At 60.0% G+C, this 25,885-nt stretch carries 23 protein-coding genes; 13 read left to right on the top strand and 10 right to left on the bottom strand.

The genetic code is table 11. The features are described 5' to 3' along the window. The first annotated feature begins 104 nt into the window (after window positions 1–104). The 6 genes from serA (at window position 105) to MWU49_RS12320 (ending at window position 6,154) form a co-directional block, all read left to right on the top strand. Window positions 105–1,334, top strand: coding sequence for a phosphoglycerate dehydrogenase (gene serA, locus MWU49_RS12345; protein WP_246972772.1), 1,230 nt, complete (start codon window positions 105–107; stop codon window positions 1,332–1,334). Between the two features lie 210 nt (window positions 1,335–1,544). Continuing rightward, the gene (locus MWU49_RS12340) at window positions 1,545–3,017 is read left to right on the top strand and encodes a hypothetical protein (protein WP_246972770.1); all 1,473 of its coding nucleotides are present in this window, start codon (window positions 1,545–1,547) and stop codon (window positions 3,015–3,017) included. Beyond that, window positions 3,014–3,412, top strand: coding sequence for a YcfL family protein (locus MWU49_RS12335; RefSeq protein WP_246972769.1), 399 nt, complete (start codon window positions 3,014–3,016; stop codon window positions 3,410–3,412). The genes MWU49_RS12340 and MWU49_RS12335 overlap by 4 nt, the downstream gene beginning before the upstream one ends. Window positions 3,413–3,453: 41 nt before the next feature. Next, window positions 3,454–4,047, top strand: coding sequence for a penicillin-binding protein activator LpoB (lpoB, locus tag MWU49_RS12330; RefSeq protein ID WP_246972768.1), 594 nt, complete (start codon window positions 3,454–3,456; stop codon window positions 4,045–4,047). A gap of 94 nt (window positions 4,048–4,141) precedes the next feature. After that, a complete protein-coding gene (locus MWU49_RS12325; protein WP_246972767.1) occupies window positions 4,142–5,437 on the top strand; it encodes a CsgG/HfaB family protein in 1,296 nt (431 codons plus the stop codon). A gap of 96 nt (window positions 5,438–5,533) precedes the next feature. Continuing rightward, complete coding sequence (locus tag MWU49_RS12320) at window positions 5,534–6,154, top strand: glutathione S-transferase family protein (protein WP_246972766.1); 621 nt, start codon at window positions 5,534–5,536, stop codon at window positions 6,152–6,154. Between the two features lie 86 nt (window positions 6,155–6,240). On the opposite strand, the gene MWU49_RS12315 is transcribed toward MWU49_RS12320, so the two are convergent. Together MWU49_RS12315 and MWU49_RS12310 are read right to left on the bottom strand one after the other, a co-directional pair. Continuing rightward, window positions 6,241–7,200, bottom strand: a complete 960-nt coding sequence (locus MWU49_RS12315) for a hypothetical protein (RefSeq protein ID WP_246972764.1) — start codon at window positions 7,198–7,200, stop codon at window positions 6,241–6,243. A gap of 368 nt (window positions 7,201–7,568) precedes the next feature. Further along, on the bottom strand, window positions 7,569–8,819 hold the full coding sequence (locus MWU49_RS12310; protein ID WP_246972762.1) for a PepSY-associated TM helix domain-containing protein: 1,251 nt from the start codon (window positions 8,817–8,819) through the stop codon (window positions 7,569–7,571). A 184-nt stretch (window positions 8,820–9,003) separates the two neighbouring features. Here MWU49_RS12310 and MWU49_RS12305 point away from each other — a divergent pair, with 184 nt between their 5' ends. Both MWU49_RS12305 and MWU49_RS12300 read left to right on the top strand, forming a co-directional pair. Then, entirely contained in the window at window positions 9,004–10,764 is a 1,761-nt protein-coding gene (locus tag MWU49_RS12305) for a monovalent cation:proton antiporter-2 (CPA2) family protein (RefSeq protein ID WP_246972759.1), read from the top strand. Window positions 10,765–10,885: 121 nt separating this feature from the next. Beyond that, window positions 10,886–13,006 carry a TonB-dependent siderophore receptor gene (locus MWU49_RS12300; protein ID WP_246972757.1) on the top strand — a complete coding sequence of 707 codons (2,121 nt, stop codon included), beginning with the start codon at window positions 10,886–10,888 and terminating at the stop codon, window positions 13,004–13,006. Window positions 13,007–13,304: 298 nt separating this feature from the next. Here the strand turns inward: MWU49_RS12300 and MWU49_RS12295 are convergent, their stop codons facing one another. Both MWU49_RS12295 and MWU49_RS12290 read right to left on the bottom strand, forming a co-directional pair. Continuing rightward, window positions 13,305–13,724 (bottom strand): SRPBCC family protein, encoded by a 420-nt coding sequence (locus MWU49_RS12295; RefSeq protein WP_246972746.1) that lies wholly within the window; start codon window positions 13,722–13,724, stop codon window positions 13,305–13,307. 96 nt (window positions 13,725–13,820) lie between these two features. Beyond that, window positions 13,821–14,864 carry a nitronate monooxygenase gene (locus MWU49_RS12290; protein WP_246972744.1) on the bottom strand — a complete coding sequence of 348 codons (1,044 nt, stop codon included), beginning with the start codon at window positions 14,862–14,864 and terminating at the stop codon, window positions 13,821–13,823. Window positions 14,865–14,931: 67 nt separating this feature from the next. Here MWU49_RS12290 and MWU49_RS12285 point away from each other — a divergent pair, with 67 nt between their 5' ends. Then, window positions 14,932–15,891 (top strand): alpha/beta hydrolase, encoded by a 960-nt coding sequence (locus tag MWU49_RS12285; RefSeq protein WP_246972741.1) that lies wholly within the window; start codon window positions 14,932–14,934, stop codon window positions 15,889–15,891. On the opposite strand, the gene MWU49_RS12280 is transcribed toward MWU49_RS12285, so the two are convergent. From MWU49_RS12280 to MWU49_RS12265, 4 genes are all read right to left on the bottom strand, one after another. Beyond that, window positions 15,888–16,517 (bottom strand): FMN-binding negative transcriptional regulator, encoded by a 630-nt coding sequence (locus MWU49_RS12280; RefSeq protein ID WP_246972739.1) that lies wholly within the window; start codon window positions 16,515–16,517, stop codon window positions 15,888–15,890. The genes MWU49_RS12285 and MWU49_RS12280 overlap by 4 nt on opposite strands. Window positions 16,518–16,569: 52 nt before the next feature. After that, window positions 16,570–18,279 (bottom strand): gamma-glutamyltransferase, encoded by a 1,710-nt coding sequence (ggt, locus tag MWU49_RS12275; protein WP_246972736.1) that lies wholly within the window; start codon window positions 18,277–18,279, stop codon window positions 16,570–16,572. Between the two features lie 238 nt (window positions 18,280–18,517). Next, window positions 18,518–19,009, bottom strand: a complete 492-nt coding sequence (coaD, locus tag MWU49_RS12270; RefSeq protein ID WP_246972733.1) for a pantetheine-phosphate adenylyltransferase — start codon at window positions 19,007–19,009, stop codon at window positions 18,518–18,520. A 126-nt stretch (window positions 19,010–19,135) separates the two neighbouring features. Further along, on the bottom strand, window positions 19,136–20,200 hold the full coding sequence (locus tag MWU49_RS12265; protein ID WP_246972720.1) for an SDR family oxidoreductase: 1,065 nt from the start codon (window positions 20,198–20,200) through the stop codon (window positions 19,136–19,138). 105 nt (window positions 20,201–20,305) lie between these two features. Between MWU49_RS12265 and MWU49_RS12260 the strand changes: the two genes are divergently transcribed. From MWU49_RS12260 to MWU49_RS12250, 3 genes are all read left to right on the top strand, one after another. Further along, the gene (locus MWU49_RS12260) at window positions 20,306–20,689 is read left to right on the top strand and encodes a MerR family transcriptional regulator (RefSeq protein WP_246972718.1); all 384 of its coding nucleotides are present in this window, start codon (window positions 20,306–20,308) and stop codon (window positions 20,687–20,689) included. Window positions 20,690–21,117: 428 nt separating this feature from the next. After that, complete coding sequence (locus MWU49_RS12255) at window positions 21,118–21,693, top strand: DUF4334 domain-containing protein (RefSeq protein WP_246972715.1); 576 nt, start codon at window positions 21,118–21,120, stop codon at window positions 21,691–21,693. A 472-nt stretch (window positions 21,694–22,165) separates the two neighbouring features. Beyond that, window positions 22,166–22,618, top strand: coding sequence for a hypothetical protein (locus MWU49_RS12250; RefSeq protein ID WP_246972713.1), 453 nt, complete (start codon window positions 22,166–22,168; stop codon window positions 22,616–22,618). A 452-nt stretch (window positions 22,619–23,070) separates the two neighbouring features. Here the strand turns inward: MWU49_RS12250 and MWU49_RS12245 are convergent, their stop codons facing one another. After that, window positions 23,071–23,865, bottom strand: coding sequence for an SDR family oxidoreductase (locus MWU49_RS12245; protein WP_246972711.1), 795 nt, complete (start codon window positions 23,863–23,865; stop codon window positions 23,071–23,073). Between the two features lie 147 nt (window positions 23,866–24,012). Between MWU49_RS12245 and MWU49_RS12240 the strand changes: the two genes are divergently transcribed. Continuing rightward, complete coding sequence (locus MWU49_RS12240; protein WP_246972709.1) at window positions 24,013–24,267, top strand: hypothetical protein; 255 nt, start codon at window positions 24,013–24,015, stop codon at window positions 24,265–24,267. A gap of 6 nt (window positions 24,268–24,273) precedes the next feature. Here the strand turns inward: MWU49_RS12240 and MWU49_RS12235 are convergent, their stop codons facing one another. Beyond that, window positions 24,274–25,884 (bottom strand): GMC family oxidoreductase, encoded by a 1,611-nt coding sequence (locus tag MWU49_RS12235; protein WP_246972707.1) that lies wholly within the window; start codon window positions 25,882–25,884, stop codon window positions 24,274–24,276. Window position 25,885: the final 1 nt, after the last annotated feature.

Here is a 25,885-nt window from a genome sequence, read left to right as displayed (position 1 = left end):
GCGTTCTCACGCCAACTTGAGCAATCCGACAACGGGACGGCTCTCAATTTGAGCGCGCTATGTTAACATACGCGCCCATTTCACAGGCTACCGAGACTTCAATCATGGCCGATACTTCTCTTGAGAAGGACAAGATCCGCGTTCTCCTGCTCGAGGGCATCCACGAAAACGCCGTGGAGAACCTGAAGGCACACGGTTATACCAACGTGGAGCTGCTGCCCACCGCCCTGACTGGCGACGACCTGAACGCCAAGATCAAGGACGCGCACTTCATTGGTATTCGTTCCCGTACCCAGCTCACCGAAGAGGTGTTCGAGGCGGCGGACAAGCTGATCGGTGTCGGTTGTTTCTGTATCGGGACCAACCAGGTAGACCTGAAGGCGGCCCTGAAGCGCGGTATCCCCGTGTTCAACGCCCCCTACTCCAACACCCGTTCCGTGGCCGAGCTGGTGATTGCCCATACCATCAACCTGATGCGCGGCATTCCCGAGAAGAACGCTTCTGCCCATAACGGTGGCTGGCTCAAGTCTGCCAAGGACAGCTACGAGATCCGTGGCAAGACCCTGGGTCTGGTGGGTTACGGCAACATTGGCGCCCAGGTGTCCGTGCTGGCCGAAGCCATGGGCATGAAGGTGAAGTTCTACGACGTGATCCCCAAGCTGCCGCTGGGTAATGCCGAACAGGTGTCCGACCTGAATGAGCTGCTGGGCATGTCCGACGTGGTCAGCCTGCACGTGCCTGACACCGCGGCAACCCGCTGGATGATCAAGGAAGAGCAGATTCGCGCCATCAAGCCCAAGGGTTACCTGATCAACTACGCCCGCGGCAAGGTGGTCGACATCGACGCCCTGGCGGCGGCGCTGGAAGACGGTCACCTGCTCGGTGCCGCCATCGACGTGTTCCCGGAAGAGCCGAAAGGCAACGACGACGAGTTCGTCAGCCCGCTGCGCAAGTTCGATAACGTGCTGCTGACTCCGCACATTGGTGGTTCCACCCAGGAAGCCCAGGTGAACATCGGCACCGAGGTGTCCGAGAAGCTGGCCCGCTACTCCGATAACGGCGCCACCCTGGGCGCAGTGAACTTCCCGGAAGTGGCCCTGCCCGCGCACCCGGACATGCACCGTCTGCTGCACATCCACAAGAACGTGCCCGGCGTCCTTACCCAGATCAACACCATCTTCTCTGAAAATGGCATCAACATCTGCGGTCAGTACCTGCAAACCAATGAAGACATTGGTTATGTGGTGATCGACGTGGACAAGGAATACAGCCAGCTGGCGCTGGAAAAACTGCGCACCATCGAAGGCACCATCCGTACCCGGGTGCTGTTCTGATCATGGGGTGAAGAGCGCCTCGGCGCTCGACAAAAAGCCGGAGCCGGACTACCTTGTCCGCTCCGGCTTTTTTTATGGGCGCGGTTTGCCGGACGCCACATGCCTGGCGAGAAAAAGCGGTTTTGAACCGCTACAAGAACAGGTTGTCTGACTTTTCATGGCCTTTGGCTGATATTCGGGAACAGGGAACACAACACCTCTATGGATGGGATGAGCAAAGCATGTCTGACGCTGATGTGCGTGGCCCTGCTGACTGGCTGCGCCAGCCGGTCGTTGTTTGTGTCTTACCCCAGTCAGGCCGCCAAATGGAAGGCCGAGCTTGCGATGGCACCGGTGGCGGTCACACCGCCTGAGGCTGGCCCGCAAGATAACCCTCCCCCTGAAGAAAACGCAGCCTCGTCTGCGTCCGGAGACAGCCTTGTCCCAGCCAATCTGGCGGCTGAGCCCCCCGCCAGCCCGGTGATCAGCAAGCTGGAAGCGGCCAGCAGTGGTGCCGATGGCGTGCTCTATCTGCAGGAGCTTGGCCGGGTGAATCAATTGCAGGGTCGTCGCGAGGCCAGTCGCCAGGCGTTTGCCGGCGCCGTGGCAGCCTACGACGAAGAAGATGCCAGTGCCCGTATCCAGGTGTCGTCCCTGGCCGCCACCGGCACCTCCATGCTGACCAATGACAACGCCCGTGCCTACATCGCCCCGGATTACGAGCGCATCTTTACCCGTGCCTATCAGGCCCTGAACTACTGGGCGGCCAACGATGCCACCGGTACTGCAGTGGAATTACGTGCTGCCGCCCTTGAGCAGCAAGTGGCGGCCAACAAGCGGGAAAAGGAAATCGCCAAGGCCGAGCAAGAGGCGGAAGAAAACAATGTGGATGTGGGCCAGTTCGATGGTTATTTCGAAGGGCTCAATGCGGTGGCCGGGGATGTGAAATCCAGTTTCCAGAATGCCTGGACCTTCTACCTGTCGGCCCTGTTCTGGGAGGCCCACGGCGAGTACAACGACGCCTTGGTGGACTACAAGAAAGCGCTGGAAATCCACCCGGATGCGGACATGCTCAAGGAAGATGTCCAGCGGGTCTCCGCCGCCATGAATGGCAAGAAACCAGACGGCGGCATGGTCGCGATTCTCTACGAGCAGGGCTACGTGCAGCCCCGGGCGGAGTTCAGTCTGCCGATACCCACGGTTCACGGCTTCTTTTCCGTGGCCTTCCCCACCTACGCCCTGCAGGACAAGCCCAGGCCCAACAGCCTGCGGGTACTGGATACCGCCATGCAGCCACTGGGTGAAACCCGGGTGCTGGCGGATGTGGGGGGCCTGGCGGCCAAGGATTTGAAAGAGCGACTGCCGGGCATGCTGGTACGTCAGACTCTGCGAGCCACCGCAAAGTACAACCTGCAGAAAGAAGCCAATAATAACTATGGTGCGCTGGGCGCCTTTGCCACCCAGATCTACAACCTGGTCAGTGAACAAGCCGACCGGCGCAGCTGGTTGAGTCTGCCAGCCTACGCCCAGGCAACCCGTTTTACCCTGCCCCAGGGCGAACAGACCCTGATATTGAGCACCCCGCAGGGCGATGCTACGTTGACGGTACCGGTGGTGAACCGGGGCCTCACCGTGATTCATGCCGTGGCATTGCCCGGCCGTTTGATTACTCGCGTGTTACCCGTTCAGGAGGGACCCCTATGAGTATTTTCCGCCCGATGATGGCGTTGCTGGTAGCGTTGCTGCTGGCTGCCTGCTCGGCCAGCAACATGGGCCAGATGGAAGTGGACGAGAACGGTGAGACCGTCACCAAGGTGTATTCCAACAACAGTCTGTTGGGCAGCCGGATCTCCATTGCCGATCTCAAACAGAAGAAAGTCGGTGATCTGCTTTATGTGCAGGCGACGCTGGAAAACGACTGGAAGTTCCAGCTCGACTTTCAGTACAAGATCAAGTTCTTCGACGCGGATGGCTTTGAACTGGAGCCTGAAGCCCAGCCCTGGCGGCAGGTCGTCATGGCGGGTCGCAGCATGAACAGCGTCAAGGCTCTCGCCCCGAATCCCAGTGCCGTACGGTTTGAAATCTGGGTTCAGGAGTAATTTCAGGTTATCCGCGGTCCAACCGCTTAAAGGAGAAAAACATGCAACGCGTACTTTCCATGATGATGCTGGGCGCCGCACTGGTGCTGAGCGGTTGTGCGTCCAAGGTGGACTACGGGGATGCCCAGGGTCGAGAGACGGTGAATACCGATTTCGGTTCTACCGACCTGCAGATGATTGCCGCCAAGATGGTGGACGACATGCTGGTATTTCCGCCCATCGTGCAGCTCACCCAGAATCGCCGTCCGGTGGTGTTTGTGGACAGCATCAAGAACAAGACCACCGAACATGTGGATACCGAGTCCATCACCGACACCATCCAGTCCAAGCTGCTCAACTCCGGCAAGTTCCGTTTCGTGGACATGACCAAGGTAGAGAGCGTGCGCCAGCAGCTGGATTACCAGAGTGAGTCCGGCCTGGTGGATCCCAATACCGCTGCCCAGATGGGTCGCCAGATCGGCGCCGAGTTCATGATGTATGGCAACTTCTCGTCCATCGTGAAGCGTGAAGGCAGCACCAAGGATGTGTACTACAAGTTCACTCTGAAGCTGATGAATATCCAGACCGGCATCATCGAGTGGGCCAACGAGAAAGAAATCCGCAAGACCAAGACCAAGAGTCTGTTTGGGTTGTAAAAGAGACGCGGCACGCAGCACGCTCCACGCGGAACAGCCTCTGCTGTAGGAGCGTCGCTCCTACGGCTGGAGCTGCCAGAAACAAGGAGGTCACATGTACAAACGACTATTTGCCCCGCTGATCATGGCACTGATGCTGCTGTCATCATTCAGCCATGCACTGACCGAGACGGTATCAGTTTCCTCTCGTGGCTTCGGGGATTCCCCGGAACAGGCCATGACCAATGCGTTGGTGGCCGCGGTGCGTCAGGGGGGCGGTGTGACCCTGGCGGTGGATCCCAACTTCCGTACCGATGTGTATGAGTGGGTGATACAGCAGCAAGGTGATGTGTCCACCTGGATGGGCAAGGAAACCTCGGTGCCGGAACCACAGTTGCCGACCCTGGGTAACATCAAGACTTATCAGGTGCAGTCGGTAAAGAAAGTGGACGACGGCATGTGGCAAGCGGACGTGCAGGCCGAGATCCTGCGGCCCAAATCGCTGGGCCCGGATCGTTCCCACCTGCCCGGCATTGCCATTGCCACCTTTGATACCCGTGCCAGCAGCTATGATCTCGGTGACATCAAAGTGCCGGCTGGCGAAGTGCAGCGTGATCTGGCGGAAAACCTGTCCATGGCATTTACCCAGTCCGGTCGCTTCCGGGTGCTGGATCGTGCCTATCTGGCGGATATCGAGAAGGAACTGCAAACGGTTTCCGAAGGCAGTATCGCCCCGGAAGAAATGGCGCGCATGGGACAACGCAAGGGCGCCGACCTGCTGTTGGTGGGTACCATCGAAGACTTCCAGGTCGGCGACAGCGAGCGGGAGTTCTATGGTTCCAAGATGGGCGGCTACGAGCCCTATGTGCGGGTGCGTTATCGCCTGATCGATACCACCACCACGGAAATCCTGTGGAGTGATCTGTACGTTTGGGACAAGCCGGAGGCGACTATTCGTGCCCTGGCCCGTGAACAGAAGATCGATGATCGCAATCACCCGGAACGTCTGGCTGATATCCTCTATCCGGAAATTGCCCGCGCCATCGCCGGAGATGCCACCGATGTGCTCTACCCGGTGCAGGTGATCAAGGTGGACGGCAGCACCGTCTTCCTGACCCAGGGCGAAGGTCGCCTGGAACAGGATGCACTGATGAAGGTGTATCGCCCGGCCGGTGAGATGAAAGACCCGGATACCGGCATGACCATCAAGATGGAAGGGGCTGCCCTGGCCACTTTGAAGGTCAGCGAGATCCGCCCGGATTACGGTATCGCCGTGATTGAAGGCGATGCCAGTGGTCCGCTAAAGGTGGGTGACCGGGTGCGTCCTGACAAACAGGCGAAAGCCCTGTCCGCGCAACCGGCCGGACAGCAGTCCAGCCCTGGCTCGTCGGAAGCGCCGATTCAGTGGTAAACAGACCCCCGCGCTAGCGGGGGTTTTTATTGGTAGCTGTATTGGTTACGCCCGGCCGTGCCAAGGCTGGCCGGACAACCTTCAGGGAAGATAAACATGACAACGCAACTGACGCTTTACACTAACCCCATGTCCCGGGGGCGCATTGCGCGCTGGATGCTGGAAGAAACCGGCGTTCCCTATCACACGGAAATTCTCGAATACGACGGGAGCATGAAGGCGCCGGAATATCTGGACATCAATCCGCTAGGCAAGGTGCCCACCGTGGTACACGGTGACCAGATCGTCACCGAGTGCGCGGCGATCTGTGCTTATCTTGCAGAAGCATTCCCTGAGTCTGGCCTGGCCCCGACGGCGTCTGAGCGCGGCGCCTATTTCCGCTGGCTTTTCTTCGCAGCAGGTCCGCTGGAAGCGGCAGTGACAGACCGGAATGTGCTGGGGCTGGAGGTGCCTGCCGACAAGCAGCGCATGGTGGGTTATGGCTCTTACCAGACTGTCATGGATGCGCTGGCGGCGGCGTTGAGCGTGACGCCTTACATTGCGGGCGAGCGCTTTACCGCGGCAGATGTGTATGTGGGCGCGCAGGTGAACTGGGGTCTGCAGTTTGGCTCCTTTGAGCATCGTCCTGAGTTTTCTGCTTATGCCGACCGCATTACGCAACGTGCGGCCTATCGTCGTGCTACGGAAATGGATGACGGCACTGCTGCCGCCCAATGATGCGATAGTCAGCGATTTGACGGCACAATTAAAAAGCCACCGCCAAGGCGGTGGCTTTTGCTTTCAGATTAGCCGCAGAGCAGCAATCAGAAAGAGGCGCCTACATTCAGGTAGTAGCCACTGGTTCCGAGGCTCTGTTGGCTGCGAGACAGTGAGCCGTTGACCACATCATCAGGGAAGTGAATGAAGTCGGACAGGCCATCGATGCTGGAGTACTGGAGACCAAGGCCTACATCAAGGTTAAGGCTATCAGAATCCAGCGCGGCAAAGACCACGCCCAGCTTGGCATTGGTCATGGTGGCGGTTTCTGCAAAGTCATCACCGGTGTTTACGGTAATGCTGTCACCGTCATCGATGGTCTCAAGATTGGTGCGTGATGCATCGGCTTGCATGATGCCGAGGTCAACACGACCTTCGATGCCAACCAGCTTGTTGAATTTCCATTGACCTTCAACCCCGGCATAGAGACCGAACAGGTCGTGGTCTACGCTTTCCGAAATGTTGGCTCCATCGGTATCAGAGGTATCGTCATAATATGTGTTCATGCTCTGCTCAAGGGAGGTGGAGCGAAGCCCGAAGAGCGGTGCCAGGGTCCCCTTGTCACCACCGAAATCAAAGCTGTAGGCCAGCTCAAGCTCGATGGTGGTTTGCTCCAGTTCATACTTGGAGCTGCCCTGATTCCAGTCATTTTCAGCTACATCATTCCAGTCGGAATGAACCCGGCTTGCAACGAGATCATAGTTGGTGACGACAGAGTCCTTTTCACTGAAGTCGATGGCGCTGTAGCGAATGGTGCCGGTCCAGTTGCTGCCCAAATCCATGCCCAGGCCCAAAGACAGGCCGGTTTCGGCTGACGGCTCAACGTATTCATAATCGCCAGCACCCACATCTTCAGTGTTGCCTGAGTTGTGAGGGGCATACCAGTCGAGGCCGCTGCGATTGAGATCGCTCTGGTCAGCCTGAAGATCTACATAAAAACCCGCCATGGCTTGAGTGCTGGCGGCAGAAATGGCAGCAACCAAAAGTGTTTTCTTGAAACTTTTCATTTTTTATCCCTGTGAATATGTCCATTTCCCTTCCCCCCGGGAAAGGGATCCTGTTGCGCAATTTTTCGCAAAGGCGTCAGGGTTATAAAGGGTTAGGCCTTATATTGCAATTCCGTTACATGGTGAACCCTGGGTGGGGACGGCTTAACGGTGTTTCTGTGCTGCTTGATGGGGACTGAACGAGCGCCAGAGAGTAGCGAGTTTCGGAAGCGAGAACCAACCCCCTGCAGGGAATGATGAACGGACCCTCACAACTCAATACTCGCTACTTGAAGCTTGTCATTCGCACCTCGAGAGGTATTCGTTTTACTCACCCTTCGGGCCGCACTGCGTGCGTTAATTTGCTGCGATATGTTCCTGCCGCTCTTTCAGGCGTTGGGTGCGGTGGTCGCGATGATTTCTTCCCTGCGCCGTCGGCTTGCAACCCTTGCCTTGCGTTTCTTCCACCAGATCACGATACCGGTGAAGGACAGCATGGCCACGGCGATGCCCATGAAGGAGATGATGATGCGCCCGGGCAGGCCGGCGATGCGGCCGGAGTGGAGCGGGAACTGGAGCTGGTTGAACACATCGGCGGCGGTGCCGGTCCAGGGCACTTCGTCACCGATGAGTTGGCCGTCGTTGTCGTAATAGAGGCTCTTCACTTTCATGCCGCCGCTGTCGTGGTCTTCGCCGGGGAAAAAGAAACGTACCCCGAAAACCGCAAAGTTGTCGCTGTAGAACACATCACCCACGGGTTCGTTCCAGCCACGTTGATCGGCTTCCGCGCGGGCCTGCCCAATCAATGGCTGCCACGCCAGTGACGGTTCCACGGGATCATGCAGGGCGCTGGGTGTGCGGGTTTCAAACGGGCCGGGTGTGGTTTCCGACACCGTGGACATGATCGGGTAGAACACTTCCCGGTACAGGTTCAGGGAGAAGGAGGTGAATGCCAGCATCAACAGCAGGCCGAATACCCACAGGCCCACGGCCCGGTGCAGGTCAAAGTTGAGCTTGTAGGCCCCGGCGCCGCGGCGTACTTTCCATGCCGGCTTCCAGCGTTGCAGCCAGCCTTTGCTGCTGGCGGTGCGGCGCTTGCGTGGCAGGGTAATGATCATGGCGATAAAGGTATCGAACAGCCACACCAGGGCAGCGATGCCCATCAGCCAGATGCCCCAGCGATCGGTGCCTTTCCACTCCGGCAGGTGCAGGGTGAAGTGCAGCTTGTAGAGGAATGACATCAGGTGTTCCGGATGCAGGGAGATCTGCCCCCAGAGCCGCTTGCCGACGATTTCACCGGTGACCGGATCGACGAAGACATGGTCGTATTCAATGGGATAACGGCGCCCGGTATCCGGGTTTTGTTTTGCATCCACCCATACTTCCAGATTGTGGCCCGGCTCGGCCTCAAGCGGGAAGAAGCTTGCCCGCACGCGGGAGTCAGCGGCTTCGACTCGTTCCACCAGCTCCATGACCGGCAGGGGCTCACCCTGGCTCTGGCTTTCGAACAAGTGCGGATTCAGCCATTCGTCCAGTTCGTGATCCCAGGAAATGATGGCACCAGTGAGGCCGGCAATGATCAGGAAAGTGGCGATAAACAGGCCAAACCAGCGATGGAGGACGACAAGGGCGGGGCGCATACAGCAGGCTCCAGGATGAATACCTGGTGCATCCTAAATGCTAATCGTTATCATTACAAATATCGTGCAGTAATTCTCCTGCCAGCTTTTGGCGGTCATGCACTGCCCTCGCCGCGATTAGAGTATGACGGCACTAACGGGCGCCAGATTGCGGTAGCATTCTGACAACGACAAGGAGGATGCTGTGGACGGATTCTTTGCTCAGGCACTGGTGCTGCTCGGTGCCACCCTGATTCTTTTGCCGCTGTTCCAGAAGCTGGGTCTGGGCAGCATCCTCGGCTATCTCGCGGCCGGGATTGCGGTGGGCCCGCTGGGACTGGGGCTGATCCACGATGGTACCCATGTGTTGCACTTCGCCGAGCTGGGTGTGGTGCTGATGCTGTTTCTGGTGGGGCTGGAACTGGCGCCCCAACACCTGTGGGCGCAGCGGCGCAGCCTGGTGGGGCTGGGTGCCACCCAGATGGTGGCCAGTGCCTTGCTGCTGAGCGGGCTCTTTGTTCTGCTGGGTTTTGAGTCCCGGGTCAGTCTGGCCGTCGGTGCCATCCTTGCCCTTTCCTCCACCGCTTTCGTGATCCAGATGCTGGTGGAAACCAACCAGCTGGGTACCCCTCACGGCCGGTCTGCTTTTTCCATTCTCCTGTTCCAGGATCTGGCGGTGATTCCCATCCTGCTGCTGTTGCCGGTATTGGCTGGTACCGGCGCCGGAGAGGATGGCCCGCAGTTGCTGGCGGGCCTGGCGGCGCTGGTGGGCATGGTGCTGGCCGGCCGCTACCTGCTTAACCCCTGGCTGGGCTGGCTGGCCAAGCTGCGTAACCGCGAGCTGATGAGCGCCAGCGCGCTGATGCTGGTACTGGGGGCGGCAGCGTTGATGGAGCATCTGGGCCTGTCCATGGGGCTGGGTGCCTTCGTGGCGGGGGTGCTGCTGGCCAATTCACCTTACCGGGAGCAACTGGAAACCGATATCCAGCCGTTCAAGGGGCTGCTGTTGGGGCTGTTCTTCCTGGCGATTGGCATGACCATGGACCTGCGCCTGTTGCGCGATTTCCCCGCGGACATTGCGCTCTACCTGTTGGTGTTACTAGGCGCCAAGGCGCTGGTGCTGATGGTGATCAGCCGGATCCGCAAGGCGGATTGGCGAGGCACCTTGCTGTTCGGCATGTTGCTGAGTCAGGGGGGCGAGTTTGCCTTTGTGCTACTCACCCAGGCCGTTACCCTCAATCTGGTGGATTCCACCCTGGCCGGACAACTCAACCTGGTGGTGGCCCTGTCCATGGCCTGTACCCCGCTGTTGCTGAAGGCGGTGGTGGCATTGTGGCCGGAAGACAGCAAAGCCGATCGGGCGGATCTGAAAGAGGAAACCCTGCCCAGTCATCATCCCCGGGTGGTGATTGCGGGCCTTGGCCGTTTCGGGCAGATCACCGCGCGGATTCTGGTGGGCCGGCAGATCCCCTTTACTGCACTGGATTCCGACCCGGATGAAATTGATCTGCTGCGTCGCTTCGGCAATGAGGTTTACTTTGGCGACGTGACCCGGCTGGATCTGCTCCAGAATGCGGGACTGGAACATGCCCAGGTGCTGGTGCTGGCCATTGATGATGTAGATGCATCGTTGAAAACCGTGGCACTGGTCCAGCACCATTTCCCCAGGGTGGCGATCATCGCCCGGGCCCGGGATCGCAACCACGCTTTTCGGTTACGGGCGCTGGGGGTGAAAATGGTGGTGCGGGAAACCTTTGAATCCGGATTGCTGAGCGCCCGTTTGACGCTGACCGAACTGGGGGTGCCGGAATCCACTGCCCTGGATCTGGTGCGCAGCTTCAGGGAACTGGATGAACGGATGCTAGAAGAGCAAGTGGAGCACCGTGACGACCATGACAAATTGCTGGAAACCAGCGTGCGTGGGCGGGAGGAATTGAGCTCCCTGCTGAGGCAGAGTGACAGATAAATAATAATCGTATTGAGAACCATTATCGTTACGTGTAATATGCTGGCCCTGTGACCGGCTCGTAACGCTGTCTTGGGGATGGGCGGAGCCGGGTTATTTGCAAACCAATCCGGGCTTAGCTATGAAATTCCGTCTGTTCGCCGGGGCCGTGGGCGCCTCGCTCCTGCTCCAGCCATACCTTGCGCTGGCTGAAGACTCCGACACCAGCAACGACACCGTCACCCTGGAAACCGTCAAGGTCAACGACCAGACCCAGGGCCGCCGTTCCGACGACACCGAGGCCTACACGCCAAAGAGCGCGGTGAGTGCCCCCACCGGCCTTTCCCTGAGCCGCCGGGAAACACCGCAATCGGTGTCCGTGGTTACCGAAACCCAGATGGATGATTTCCAGATGAACGGGGTGAGTGATGTGCTGGCCTCTACTCCGGGTGTCGTGGTGGACCGGGTGGAAACCGACCGTATTTACTACAACGCCCGTGGCTTCGAGATCACCAACTTCCAGTTTGACGGGCTTGGCCAACCCCTGCCCTACGAGATCGTCACTGGTGATGTGGATACCGCCCAGTTCGAGCGTGTGGAAATCGTCCGCGGCTCCAATGGTCTGATGACCGGGATCGGCAACCCCTCGGCCACCGTCAATTACGTGCGCAAGCGCCCGACGGCGGATACCAATGGTTCCCTTTCCGTCACCTATGGTTCCTGGAATGCCGCCCGTGTGGAAGGCGATCTGTCCGGCGCGCTGAACAAGAGTGGTACGGTGCGGGGTCGGATGGTGAGTGCCTATGACAACAAGGACTCCTACCTCGATCGCTACGAGAAAGAGCGCGGTCTGTTTTACGGTGTGCTTGAAGCAGACCTGACGGATAACACCCTGCTGACCCTGGGCTACTCTCATCAGAACGACAATGCGGACAGTCCGCTATGGGGATCCCTGCCGCTGTTCTACAGCGACGGCACGCCCACAGACTACGACGTGGAAACCAGCACCTCGGCAGATTGGGCTTACTGGGATAACGATACCACCATGGCCTTTGCCGAACTCCAGCAGCGCTTTGATAACGGCTGGGAAGCCAAGGGTGTATTTACTTACCGCAAGATGGAGGGCGAATCCGAACTGTTCTATGTGTATGGGGTTCCCAACAAGGACGAGACGGGTCTGTTTGCCTACCCCAGCTACTATGACGACGAAGTGACAGAGCGTTCCTACGATCTGTTTGCCCGGGGCCCCTTTGAAGTCGGCGGCCGCGTCCATGAGATGATTGTGGGGGTTAACTATGCGAAGGGTCGGGTCATGGAGCAGTCACTCTATGGTCAGGGTATCGGTACTCCCCTGACACCGGACCAGGCTTTTGGTGGCAGCTATCCCAAGCCTCCGTTTGATGCATCAGAGAACGGCAGCAAGTGGGATGGCCGCTACCGCAGCGGCTACCTGGCCACGCGCCTGAGTCTGGCTGAACCACTGACGGTGATTGCCGGTGGTCGCTATGTGGATGTACTGAGCGAAGGGGAAGGCTATGGCACCAGCAAGGATGCCAGCGCCAGTGAGCTGGTGCCCTATGCGGGTGTGGTCTATGACCTGACCGATGTGCACTCCGTATATGCCAGCTATACCGAGATCTTCAATCCGCAGACCGAAGAAGATGCCAGCGGCCAGCGTCTGGACCCGGTGACCGGTGAGACCCGTGAGGTGGGCTTCAAATCCGAATGGAACCAGGGACGACTCTACACCCAGCTGACGGCGTTCTGGACCGATCAGGAAAATCTGGCAGACGCGATTCCGAACACGGCTCCGGATACTGAATACACCGGTAAGGATTTCGAAAGCAGTGGCTACGAAGCTGAAATCAGTGGTGAATTGCTGCCTGGCTGGCAGCTCAGTGGTGGCTATACCTTCCTGGATATCGAGAAAGACAGACAAGGGAATGAGCAGCGAACCTATACCCCGCGGGAGATCATTCGCCTGACCACCAGCTATCGTCCGAGCGGACTGGAGAAGCTGAAGGTGGGTGCTCGCGTCAGCTGGCAGGACAGCATCTATCGTGGCACGGCTCCCGCCAAGCGTACCCAGGAAGCCTACACACTGGTGGATCTGATGGCCGGTTACGACTGGACCAAACAGTTCTCCACCACGCTGAATGTGAACAACGTGAGCGACGAGAAATACCTGAACTCCCTGTACGTTGGGCAGGCTTTCTACGGTGCCCCGCGTAGTGCCAGCATTCGCTTCGACTACAAGTTCTGATTGTTCTCTTCAGGTTGTGAGCAACCTTTAACGCCGGGTCTTGTGCAAGCAAGAGGCCCGGCATTTTTTTGGCCGCTCTGCGGCCGCTGCATGCTTCACGCAACAGGCAACACGCAAAAAAACCGTGGTGAAGCCTACGCGGTGGCGGGTCTGGCGAATGAACTTTAGAAGCGAGTTGCGAGTTGCGAGTAACGAGTTGCGAAGAGCAAACCCGGAATGGTTAAAGTTTTTTCGCTTCTCGAAACTCGAAACTTCGCCCAGACAAGCTGGGCTCCTGCACCGGTTCGCGTCGCCGAGGTTACAGCTTCAGCTTCTTCAGCCCACGACGGATACCTTGATCCAGAACGGCTTTCACCACCGGGCCAATCAGCGGCAGCTTGCCTTCGAATTCGATGGTGTAGTGCAGCATGCTGCCGCCGTTGCCGGTTTCGGAAAAGTGCATCACGCCCTGGTGGTTTTTCAGCGGGCTGCCCTTGCTGATGGCATAGCGGATCAGTTTGTTCTGTTCCACTTCCGTCACCGTTTCGTGGAAGGCGGGAGCCAGCGGCAGCTTCATCCAGCGGGTGGAGCCCACACCGTTGACGCTGTCCTGGCCATCCTTGATGCGTTTGATTTTTGCCGGCGCAAAGATCAGCTGCAGGTTGTGATGGTCACTGAGGAAGTCGAACAGCTTGTCCACGGAAAAGGGAAAGGTCTGGATGATTTCAATGCGTTGCATGCTAACTCCTGAACAGCCCGGATAATCGGGAAAAACCACCTGGCAATGGTGGTAAACAAGATGTTGATTCTGCCTAAAGCAGATCAGGCATCAAGGTTAATTTGAGCCAGAGGCGCCTTCTGCCAGCCAGCGGGTAATCGTCGCGGCGTCGTCGCTACGACAGGCATGGGCATACTGTCCGGCCCACAGCGGTGAGAAATCGCCGCTACCCATGGCCTCGGCTGCCGACCGCAATGGGCCAATGGCGTTGCCGGCCAGAGGAAAAGCGGGTGCGGACGTCGGCTGATGCCCCAGCTCGTTCATGATCCGGTTGACCATGCCCCGTGCCGGCCTGCCGGAGAAGACGGTGGTCAGGGCAGTGTGACGCACCCTGTCGCTCTGCAGCCATTCGCGGTGTACGGCTTTGGTGGTTGCCTCCGGGCAGAGCAGGTAGGCGGTGCCTGCCTGCACGGCATCGGCGCCCAGCGACAGCGCCGCCCGTATCCCTGGCGGAGTGGCGATGCCTCCTGCTGCGATCACCGGTACGGAAACCGCTTCGATGACCTGTGGCAGCAGAGAGATAGTGCCCTGTTGCAGGCTCAGGTCGTCGCTGAGGAAATGGCCGCGATGGCCGCCGGCTTCCAGCCCCTGGGCGATAATGGCATCGGCGCCGCGTTGTTCCAGCCACTGGGCTTCCGCCACCGTGGTGGCACTGGAGAACACCAGTGCGCCGGCCGCCTTGATCCGTTCGAGCAGACCCTGTTCGGGCAGGCCATAGTGAAAGCTCACCACCGCCGGGCGGTATTGCTCGATCAGCGTGGCACCCTCCGCATCGAAGGGCTGCCGCGAGGGCCCGGTGGGAATGCCGGTTGGATCGACGCCCAGCTCGTCATAGTAGGGTTTCAGTGCAGCAATCCACTGTTGCTCGCTGTCGGCATCCGGCGCTGGCGGCGAGTGGCAGAAGAAGTTCAGGTTCCAGGGATTGGCTGTTGCCTGCACCAGTTGCGACAGCTGTTCATCCAGCTGGCTGGCATTGAGCATGCCTGCCGGCAGCGAACCCAGGGCGCCGGCATTGCTGACCGTTGCGGCAAGACGCCAGTCCTGCACGCCGGCCATGGGGGCCTGAATCAGGGGCAAGGTGCTGGGCAGAAACGAGGACATGGCACAGTTCCGTTCGTGGCAGGTGGGACCACGCTACCATGCTTATCGACAAAGGGAGATTGCCGAGATGAAAAAAATCGTCCGCGGGCCAGCAGTGGTATTGCTGTTGGCTTTTCTGGCTGTTGCTCAGGTACAGGCTGGCCCACTGAAAGACTGGCTGCAGGAGCGGCGTCTCGACAAGGCAGATCGCGTTATTGGCAGAGAGCAATCCGCTTTGCAGCAACGTATTCCGGACAACCTTCAGGTGTTGCGGGATCTGCCCTATGGCGAGGCCCCGGCCCAGACCCTGGATGTGTATCTCCCCGAGCGGCCGGTGCAGGCACCGCTGGTGGTCATGGTTCATGGTGGCGCATGGCGCACCGGAGACAAAGGGACCTTGAGTACCGTCTACAACAAGATGCAACGCTGGGTGCCGGCCGGGATGGTGCTGGTGTCAGTCAATTACCGATTGTTGCCGGAGGCCGGGCCGGAAGAACAGGTTCAGGATGTGGCTCGTGCCCTGGCCTGGGTGCAGAGCCAGGCTCGCGACTGGGGTGCCGATCCGGATAACCTGGTACTGATGGGGCATTCCGCCGGTGCGCATCTGGTCAGTACCCTGACAGCCGACCCCGGCATGGCCATGGCGATGGGGGCCACTGCCTGGCTGGGAACCGTGTCACTGGATACCGCCGTACTGGATGTGGAGGCGCTGATGAACCGCCGCCATCTGGCCCTGTACGACGATGCTTTCGGTGATGATCCGGCGCTGTGGAGGCGAATGTCGCCTACCCACTTGCTGGATGCCGATTCATTGCCGTTGCTGGCGGTCTGTTCCACCCGCCGCAAGGATAACCCCTGCGAGCAGGCTCGCGTCTATGTGGAACGTGCCACGTCATTGCAGGTGCGGGCGCAAAGCCTGCCTCTACCCCTCACCCACAAGGCCATCAATGCCGATCTGGGTGAGCCGGGGGAGTACACCAAGGCGGTGGAAGCCTTCATGGCCAGTCTCTCCCCGGCCATGGCAGACCGGCTGAACGCTCTTGACTAATCGTCCTGTAGCGCGGCTCTGACCAGCGAATGCATTGGCTGTGCGCCCGGTTCACTGGCCAGGGCGGATAACAGAGAGCGCTGGTTGGCGGCGGGCTGGTTCTGGCTGGCCTTGTTCTTTCCGGCCATGCCGGTGATGCGAATTTCCAGGCCCACCAGGGCGCCGGCCATCCTGTCGATAAATTCGGCTGGGGCATCATCCACCGCCCAGGGCTGAGCCCTGCCCTGCTCCTGCTGATCGGTCAGCAGGCGAATCTGTCGTTGTACCCACTGTCCGTCATCGACCACACGTAACTGGCCGTGCACCTGGGTCACGGCATAGTTCCAGGTGGGCACCACCTTGCCGTGCTCGGCCTTGCTGGCATACCAGGATGGCGTGATGTAACCCTGCGGGCCATGGAAAATCACCAGCGCCGGATGACTGCCAGTGAGCTGGCTGAGGGGGTTGGCGCGGGGGATATGGGCAAGCAGTTGCTCGCCCTGTTCATCGGCGCTGAGCACGAAGGGAATGTGGTTGGCTTCCAGCCCGCCGTCATGCTGAAGCACCAGGGTGCCGAGCGGGTTGGCCGTGATGCGCGCACGCAGCGACGCGGGATCGTCATCCTTGAAGATCTCTGGAATAAACATGGTCCTGGGTCGTCTCTGGGGCGCTCCCACGGGGAGCGCCGGTGTTTCGGGATCAGTCTACGGAAAGGCTGTCAGGGAGCGTAACGGGTTCGGCGCCGGGTGCCTGGGGCGGACGCACCATGGCCTCGCCGATACCGCGCGGGTCACTGGCGGCGGTCAGTTCATTGCTATCACGGCGCCACAGGATGGCCTGCATGTTGCCATAATCGCGGCCGGTGGAGACCACCTTGTGGCCCAGCAGCATCAGCTGTTTGGCCGCTTCGCTGCCGACAAATTCCGGCTCTGCCTGTACCTCGTCCGGCAGGTACTGGTGGTGATAACGGACCCGGCCAACCCAGTCTTCCACGGGCTTGTTGTCGGCGGCTTCCAGCAGCCCCAGCATCACCATGGAAATGATGCGGCTGCCGCCGGGGGTGCCGAGAATGGCAATGCGGTCGTCAAACTCCACAAAGGTGGGGGTCATGGAGGAAAGCGGGCGTTTGCCTGGGGCAATGGCGTTGGCTTCGCTGCCCACCAGGCCGTAGGCATTGGGGCTGCTCGGCTTGGCAGAAAAGTCGTCCATCTCGTTGTTGAGCAGCACACCGGTACCGGGGGCCACAAAGCCGCTACCGAACGGCAGATTGATGCTGAGGGTGGCAGCGACCCGGTTGCCGTCCTTGTCGAGCACGGAAAGATGGGTGGTATGGAAGCCCTCTTCCACGCCGACCGGTTTGCCGAGGTTGGCGCTGGGGGTGGCCTTGTCCAGGGTGATGCTGGCAGCGCGCTGTTTGGCGTAGTCCATGCTCAACAGCTTATCCACAGGCATATCCACAAAATCCGGGTCACCGAGATAGCGGGCCCGGTCCTGGTAGGCGCGGCGCATGGCTTCGATGGTCAGGTGTGGGGTCAGGTCGCCGGTGTGGCCGTCGTTGAACTGGCTGAGGATGTTCAGGGCGTTGGCCATGACAATGCCGCCGGAGGATGGCGGCGGCGCGGAGATCACCCGGGCGCCGCGGAACTGGCTGATGACCGGGGTGCGCTCTACCACCTGGTAATCGGTGAGGTCCTTGAGGGTCCACAGCCCGCCGGCCTGCTGCACGCCATCCACCAGCTGCTTGGCCACCTCGCCTTGGTAGAAACCGGCATTGCCCTGCTCGGCGATGGCGCTGAGCACCCGGGCCAGATCCGGCTGACGGATAGTGTGGTTGGCAGGTGGCACTTTGCCATTATGCAGAAATATGCCTGCAGACTCCGGGAAGCGATTGAGTACCTCTTCCCGGTAGCCGGCCAGCTTTCGGTACTTCTCATCCACCGGGAAGCCGTTCTCAGCCATTTTGATAGCTGGGCTCAGGGTGGTAGTGAGTGGTAACTTACCGTACTTCTCCGCCAGGTGCACAAAGGCGGCGGCCTGGCCGGGAATGCCGGCGGCGCTGGGGCCATTCACCGCCCAGTCGCGCATCACCTTGCCGTCCTTGTCCTGGTACATGTTGGCTGTCGCAGCCCCGGGAGCCTTTTCCCGGGCATCCACAAAGGTCTGGAAACCATCCTGCTCGCGATGCAGCAACCAGAAACCGCCGCCGCCCATGCCCGCGGAATAGGGCTCCACCACCGCCAACGCTGCTGCCACCGCAATGGCCGCATCGAAGGCATTACCGCCCTGATCAAGAATCTCCATACCGGCCTGGGTGGCCAACGGGTGGGCACTGGCCACCGCATTCTGCCCCGGCCCGGCGGCCTGGGCGGAAAGGGTAAACAGCAGCAGTAACGGGATCAGGTAGCGCATGGGGGTTCCTCCTTGAATGCCGGTGTTTGTCGAGCGGTGTCCGGCGTTGTTGTTGTAAGAGCGGCAAGCCACAAGCTTCAAGCTACAACGCGGCTCAATACCTGATTGTACGGAAAGGGTCTCCCCGCGCCGCGAACATTGGGGCGCGGGCATGGCGTAAAACAAACCCCTGCCCTAATCCGTGTTGTAGCTTGTAGCTTGTAGCTTGAAGCTTGCTGCTTGCTGCTTGTAGCTGGTCTTATTTCTGCCGCGCCTTGCGTTTCTCTTCCAGTGCTTCGGCGACCAGGGGCGGGACGAAGTTGTTCACGTCGCCGTCCAGCAGGGCGATTTCGCGGATCAGGGAGCTGGAGATGAACGACAGGTGCTCCGCCGGGGTCAGGAACACGGTTTCCAGATCCGGGGCCAGTTGGCGGTTCATGTTGGCCAGCTGGAATTCGTATTCGAAGTCGGATACCGCGCGCAGGCCGCGCAGCAGGATGTTGCCGTCTTCTTCCTGGCAGAAGTGAGCCAGCAGCTTGGAGAAGCCCTTCACCTTCACATTGGGCAGGTGGGACAGTACCCGCTCGGTGAGATCCACGCGTTCTTCCAGGGTGAAAAGGGGGCCTTTCTTTTCGCTGGCGGCAATGCCGACCACCACTTCGTCGAACATCTTGGCGGCCCGCTCCACCAGGTCCAGGTGGCCGTTGGTGATCGGGTCGAAGGTGCCGGGGTAGATTACGCGGTTGGTCATACTGGCCTTGCCTCTGTTGCAGTCAACACTGTGCGCGGACACTGGCCCGGGCACCATATGGCCGCAAGGATACCGCAACCGCCCCCTGCCGTGCAGGGGCAAGGATGACAGGGGGCATGCGTGGGGTCAGGCGGGTTGTTGTGTCGCGGAGCTATGTTGCTGTTGATAGAAGTGGCTGCTGGCCGTGATGACTCCCTTGATGGCCGGGTGAGTTAACCCCTGAGCGGCGAGAAACGCATCACTGGCCCCGGTATCAAAGCGGGTGGTCTGGATGAAGTGCAGGGCCTCGGGCCAGGTATTGAGCAAGCGTGGCAGGCCGGGAAGGCGCAGCAGGGTGGCGAGCACGCCCATGGGCAGAAAGCGTTTCGGCGCCCGCTTGTTCAGCGAGGGTGCAGCATGGGCCAGCAGCCCCTGTAAGGTGGGCGTGTTGCCGTCCAGTGCCAGTAGTCGCGGCGGAGCCACCGGTGCCAGAGCGGCCCGGGCAATCAGGGCGGCGAGCAGGTCCACGGCCACCAGTGGTAGCCAGTGGTCCGGAGTGCCTGGAGTGGCTGCCATGCGCCCGCGGGCCAGGTTGTCGAGCAGCTGGTAGAGCGGTTGCTGGCTGTCCAGTTGCCCGGTGTGGCTGTCCCCTGCCACTGTGGCGGGTTGCACTTCCACCATCTCCAGCTGCTGATTGCGGGCATACTCCCGTACTCGAATGGCAGCCTCCAACTTGCTGGCTTCATAGCCCCCGGCGCGGCGATAGACCTGCTGCCAGTCTGTCTTGTCTGCTGCGTTAAGGTCGATACCCAGCCTGGTCAGATGACCCAGGTTCTCCAGCATGAAACCACTGATAAATACCAGCCGTGTCTGTTGCTGGCGGGCCAGCCGTGCCACAGCCAGGGCGCCGTCCACATTGGTGCGGCGTGCGTCAGCCATGGGCAATTGCCAGGCAAAGCGGGCCCCCAGATGAATGATCGCGTCCAGTGCCGGCAGCGTCTCGCTGATCGCCAGGTCTGGCTGATCCAGGTCACCTTGAATGGCGTGAACCAGATCGCTGTGCCCGCCTAGCGCATCGACCTGCTGGCGCAGGGTGGCCAGTTGTGATGATGGCTGACGCAACATGGCCAGAACGGGTTGCTGGTCGCGGGTAAGCTGTGCGCAGACGTACCGGCCGATGAAGCCGCTGGCGCCGGTGATCAGAATGGTCATGGGGTTCTCCTTGTCCTTGTGAAAACGCTGAATTACGGACAGGCTAAGGTGTAGAGTAGACTCTAAGGTCAAGGCCGAAGTGGCCATGGTAGTCAGGAAACAACTATGCGGATTGCGGAACTGGAACAACGCACCGGGATCAACCGGCACACCCTGCGTTATTACGAAAAGGAAGGCCTGCTGCTGGAGGTGGTGCGCGGCGAGAACAACTACCGCGACTACCCGGAAAAAGCGGTGGAACGGGTCACCATGGTCAGCCAGTTGAAGGAGCTGGGTTTTTCCCTGCGCGAAATCCGCGAGCTGCTCAATGCCCTGCGCAGCGATACCATCGATTGCGCCCAGGGGGCGCTGCTGATGGCGGAGAAGAAGGCCGCAGTGGACCAGCGGATTCGCGAGCTGAAAAAGGTCAGCCGTATGCTGGGACAACAGCAGGCCGAACTGGAAGCCAGTGCCGAGGCACAAAGAAAAGGACGTGACTGTATCCGTTGAGTACACAGTTGCTGTGCAGCAGGATAGGGAGCCTCTGAATAGCTCCTTGCATGCTCAGTCTTTCAGGCTGGTTCGCAATCTAGGCGCGCTTTTGATGGCATGCTGGTTGCCTGTCGAAAAAGCGCAACAACGAGTGCGGACCAGCCTGGAAGACCCGGAGGGCGCGGCCTGAAGCGCCCATCTGCTGCGCCTTGCCTCTCGGAAAGGGACCCACCCTGACCATCGAGACAAGGCACAACAGCTGCACGCTTCAGGCCACGCTGAGTACGCAAGGAGCTATTCAGAGGCTCCCAAAATCAGCGTTTCGGTCAACGATGGTGTTTTCGGTAAACCGGATTGCCGGACAATGGCCCATGTGGACTGGTCGTATCAGGCCATGGGGATTAGCTTAGTCGGCCTCACTGACACAGGCTTTCAAGGAGCACAGCATGGGTGCATCGACCGACAAGACCGCAGTACAGCAGGAAATCAGCTTTGCTGCCGCGCAGGCACAGGGGAAGGTATCCACTGAGGATGCGCTGGCCATTTTCGATGCACTGGAGCCGGCAGATACCGACTTCATGCTGGGCGCCTGGAAAGGGGAAGGCTTCGAGACCGGCCACCCCATGGACGGCATGCTGGAGCGTTGTCACTGGCACGGCAAGCGTTTCGAAACCACCGAGCATGTGCACCCGCTGGTGTTCCGCAAGCGCAACGGTGAGCTGTCCAGCGTCAAGCCGCTGCTGGCCATGCCGGGTCTGGGCCTGCTCGACAAGCTGTCGATCCTCAAGTCCGATGCGGCCGGTACCGCGTTTCAGGCATTGATTCCGCTGCTGTCCGGCAACAAGTCCGCCGCCCGCCTGCGCATGACCACCTACCGTGGCAAGCCCACCGCCACCATGGTGTATGACAACCTGCCCATCAACGATGTGTTCCACAAGGTGGATGAGGATACCGTGCTGGGCATCATGGATCTCAAGGGCATGAAGACGCCGTTCTTCTTTGTGCTGCGCAGGGATAAGTAAGCGGCTTTGTCGTTGCCGGATGCCGGACGCAAGACGCTGAAAAAAGCCCGGACTGCAACGCTGCAGCCCGGGCTTTTTTTGGCCGCTCTGCGGCTGCTTCAAGCGCCCTCGTAGGGCGGAAATGCCTCAGGGCATCTCCGCCGGGGAGTGGCGAGTTGCGAGTGACGAGTTTCGAAAATAGAAAACCGTTGGCCCGATTCGGGATTTGTGTTTTGCCTTTCGAAACTCGCTTCCCGTAACTCGAAACTCATTCCTCGCCCAGGCTCGGATCGCTTGCAGGCAAGCTCCTACGGCGGTTTCATCCTTGGCGTCAGGCGTCAGGCGTCAGGCGTCAGGCGTCAGGCGTCAGACCGGCTTGCTCTCCCTCAATTCTGCGATGCACCGTTTTTATGTCTGTCTGACTTGCCCTGCTCAATCAAACAACCCCTGAAAAATCTGGCACACTTTGCCTGATCTTGTTCAGGGGAATCGGATGGAGCAGTGGGCACCGCAATATAGCCGCCGCGAGCGGTTAACACTTCTGGCCTTTCATGGGGCCTGGGCGTTGCCGTTGTTGCTGGTCACCCAGTGGCTTTTCTTTCCCTGGTTTGAAACCTTCGTCGAGACTGCTCCTTGCCGTCAGCTGGGCCCGTTCAGTGCCATGGCGGTGCTGATCTACGGGATCTTTGTGGGATTGCCGGGCAGTTTCGTGCTGGTAGTGCTGGCCATTGAGGGCCGTCACAGCCTGCGCGTCTGGCAACTGGCCCAGCATCCCTTACCCGGCGAGAAAGTCCTCAAACCCACCCGCTATGTGTATGGCCGCCGTGCCAGGCTGCGGCCGCTGGTGTTTCTGCTGGTGATGCTGGCGGTGACCGGGCTGGCTGTTCAGGGGCTGTTCTGGGCGGGGGAGTTTCTGGATCAACTGGGGCCGGTTGAAGGCTGCTGAACTGGATCGGAGCCGCTGTAGGAGCGAGCCTGCTCGCGATCCGAGCCTTGGCGAGGTAAGGATTCCAGAAGAGAGTTTCGAGTAACGAGTTTCGAAAATCCAAAACCGGCGTCCAGGTCCGTTTTGGTTTGGGGTTCTGCCTTTCGAAACTCGCTTCTCGTAACTCGAAACTCAGTTCCTCGCTTAGGCTCGGATCGCTTGCAGGCAAGCTCCTACAGCGGGGTATAGCAAGTGTTTACCGACGCAAAAAGGCCCGCCCGGTTTATCGGGCGGGCCTTTTTGCGTCAGGCGTCAGGCGTCAGGCGTCAGGCGTCAGGCGTCAGGCGTCAGGCGTCAGGCGTCAGGCGTCAGGCGTCAGGCGTCAGGCGTCAGGTCAGGCGCTCATACAAAAGGCCGCGCTAGCTGCCTTGTGTTCTTTGCATGTTGCATGAAGCGTGATGCGTGCAGCGTTCCTAAAATATCACTTCCATGATGCGGCGCATCATGCCGTAGGGCAGGATGCGGCTGTAGAAGGTGGCCAACCAGTTGAGGGTGCCGGGCACGATTTCGCGCTTGCCGCGCTTGAGGCCTTTCAGGGCGGAAGAGACCACGTGCTCGCTCTTGCCGGTCATGAAGCGGGCGATCCAGTTGCGCTCGTGGCCGGCCACTTCGAAGAAGGCGGTTTCGGTGGCGCCGGGGGAAACCACGGTGACGCGGATGCCATCCGGGCGCAGCTCGCCGTTGAGAGCATAGCCCAGGGCGCGAACATAGTATTTGCAGGCGCTGTAGGCGGCGTAGCCGGGGATGGCCATGTGGCCGGCCACGGACGCTACCAGCAGGATGTAACCTTCGCCGCGGGCCTTCATGTCGGCGGCGTAATGATGGGTCAGGTGGGACAGGGCATTCATGTCCAGTTGCATCATGCCATGCAGGTCATCCCATTGCTGGGTCAGGTACGGCGCCTGCAGACCCAGGCCGGCATTGTTGATCAGGATGTCCACCTTGAGCCCGGCGTCGGCAATGCGGGTGATCAGGGAGTTACGGGATTCCTCGTCGACCAGGTCACAGGCAAACACGTGAATGTCCACGTTCTTCCCTGACCGGGAGCATTCGGCGGCCAGCTCCTGCTTGAGCGCGTCAAGACGATCCTCGCGGCGGGCAGTGAGGATCAGGTTGGCGCCGGCAGCGCAAAGCTGGCGGGCGTAATCCATGCCCATGCCTGACGATGCGCCGGTGATCAGTGCGGTCTTGCCGGAAAAATTGCTCATACCTTCCCTTCCCTTCTGTCATTGCCGAATGAATGAACCTGCCCGCCTGAATCTCCGTGGCAAATGCAGGCGATTTGCCACAGGTCGCAACGTGTCGGCTGTGCCTCTGCTACCATCCCGCTACTTCATCGGGGGAGGAGGTTTGTCATGACACCTGCGCAATGGGTGTTAACCAGTCTGTTACTCGTTGCCGTGCCGTTCGGGCTCAGCCTGCTGGGCTCGGGTATCGCCCGGCTCAAAGGCACCCGCCTGGATGCCGGTGCCGCTGACCCCTGTTTCGTGCTCGGGGTGGATATCAGCGGCCTGCTCTACAACCTGTTCATGTGTTACTGGCTGGTGCTGTTCACTGCGCCCATCGCCATGGGCGGCCTGATCTGGGCCGCCATTCTGGCCTGGTGGTAAGCAGGCTCAGGCCTTCAGTTTGTCCGCCAGCAAAGTGGCATTGCGGGCGCTGACACCGTAGATGCTCAGTTGCGGATTGGCGCCCACACTGGTGGGGAATACCGATCCGTCCATCACGTACAGGCCGTCCAGATGCTTGTAGCTGCCATCGCTGTTGACCACGCACTGGCTCTCGTCCGAACCCATGGCCAGGCCACCCATCACGTGGGCACAACCGATGCCGGTAGCCACCGGCACATAGGCCAGTTTCGACAGCCGCGCCTGGGCGTCCTTCCAACTGGTGTAGTAATCCGCCTGGCTGTGGCTGGGACGAACCTTTTTGGCGCCGGCCGCAAAGAACATTTCCACCATGCTCAGGTGGGCACGACGGGTGCCCTCCAGCACGTACTCGTTGATCGGGTAATCAATTACCGGCTCGCCGTTGTCGCGCAGCTCCACCGCGCCGCCCTGGCTTTGCTCATGGAAGCCATCACGAATCATGGCGATGGCGCCACCCATGTTGGGCAGCTGGGAAATTTCGTCCCAGGCCTGCTGGCCGAAACCGGCGACAAAGGCGCCGACCATGCCCGGGTGCAGGGCCATCATTTCCATCTTGTAGCCGGCCTTACCTGCGATACCGTCCTGGTGGCTGAACTCGTCGCAGTAGATGCTCTGCGGTGCGCCGTAATAAGGCGCGATTTCCTTGTCGAAGATGCCGAAGGCAAAGCTGGTGGGGTGAGTAAAGGTGCGCTTGCCCACCCGCTCATGGGGATCCGGTACCTGGGAGCGCAGCAGCAAGGCCGGGCTCTGGATGGAGCCGCCGGACACGATCACGGTGGCCGCCTTCAGGGTCAGGGTGGCGCCGGTGGCAATCTTGTTGTTGTCCAGGGTCTTGATGCGTACCCCGGTGACCTTGTCCCCTTCGATGATCAGGGTGTCCGCCTGGGCGCTGTGCAGCAGGGTGGCGCCGGCATCCATGGCAGCAGGAATGGTGGTGACCAGCATGGATTGCTTGGCGTTGGTGGGGCAGCCCATGCCGCAGTAGCCCAGATTCCAGCAGCCGCTCACGTTGCGGGGGATGACATCGGACTGCCAGCCCAGTGACTGACAGGCATCCTGCATGATCTGGTTATTGCTGTTGTGGGCCACCCACTTCATCACCTTGAGGCGCTTTTCCATTTGCGCAAACCAGGGGGCCATGGCGGCTTCGTCCATGCCTTCCACACCGAACTGGTCGCGCCAGAAATCCAGCGTCTGTACCGGGGTGCGGAACGAGCTGGTCCAGTTCACCACGGTGGTGCCGCCGACTGCCCGCCCCTGCATGATGGACATGGTGCCGTCCTTGGTGGCACGCATGCCGCCTTCCTGATACAGATCGTGGTAGGCCTCGGCTTCGTTCAGGTTGAACTCGTCGGAGCTCTTCAGGCGCGCCGCTTCTACCAGAATCACCTTGAGGCCCTTCTGGCTGAGAATTTCCGCGCTGACTCCGCCACCGGCGCCACTGCCGACGATGACCACATCGGCTTCCAGGGTGCGGTCGCTGAGTTCCTGGCGACCATCAATCACATCCCAGCCATTGGCCTTGGGATCTTTCCAGGGATCCTTGGACTGGATTTTCAGAGTGCTGAGGTCCTGCATG

Source organism: Alcanivorax sp. S6407 (assembly GCF_023016115.1).
GTDB lineage: Bacteria > Pseudomonadota > Gammaproteobacteria > Pseudomonadales > Alcanivoracaceae > Alcanivorax.
This window is presented reverse-complemented; position numbering and strand designations above follow the sequence as displayed.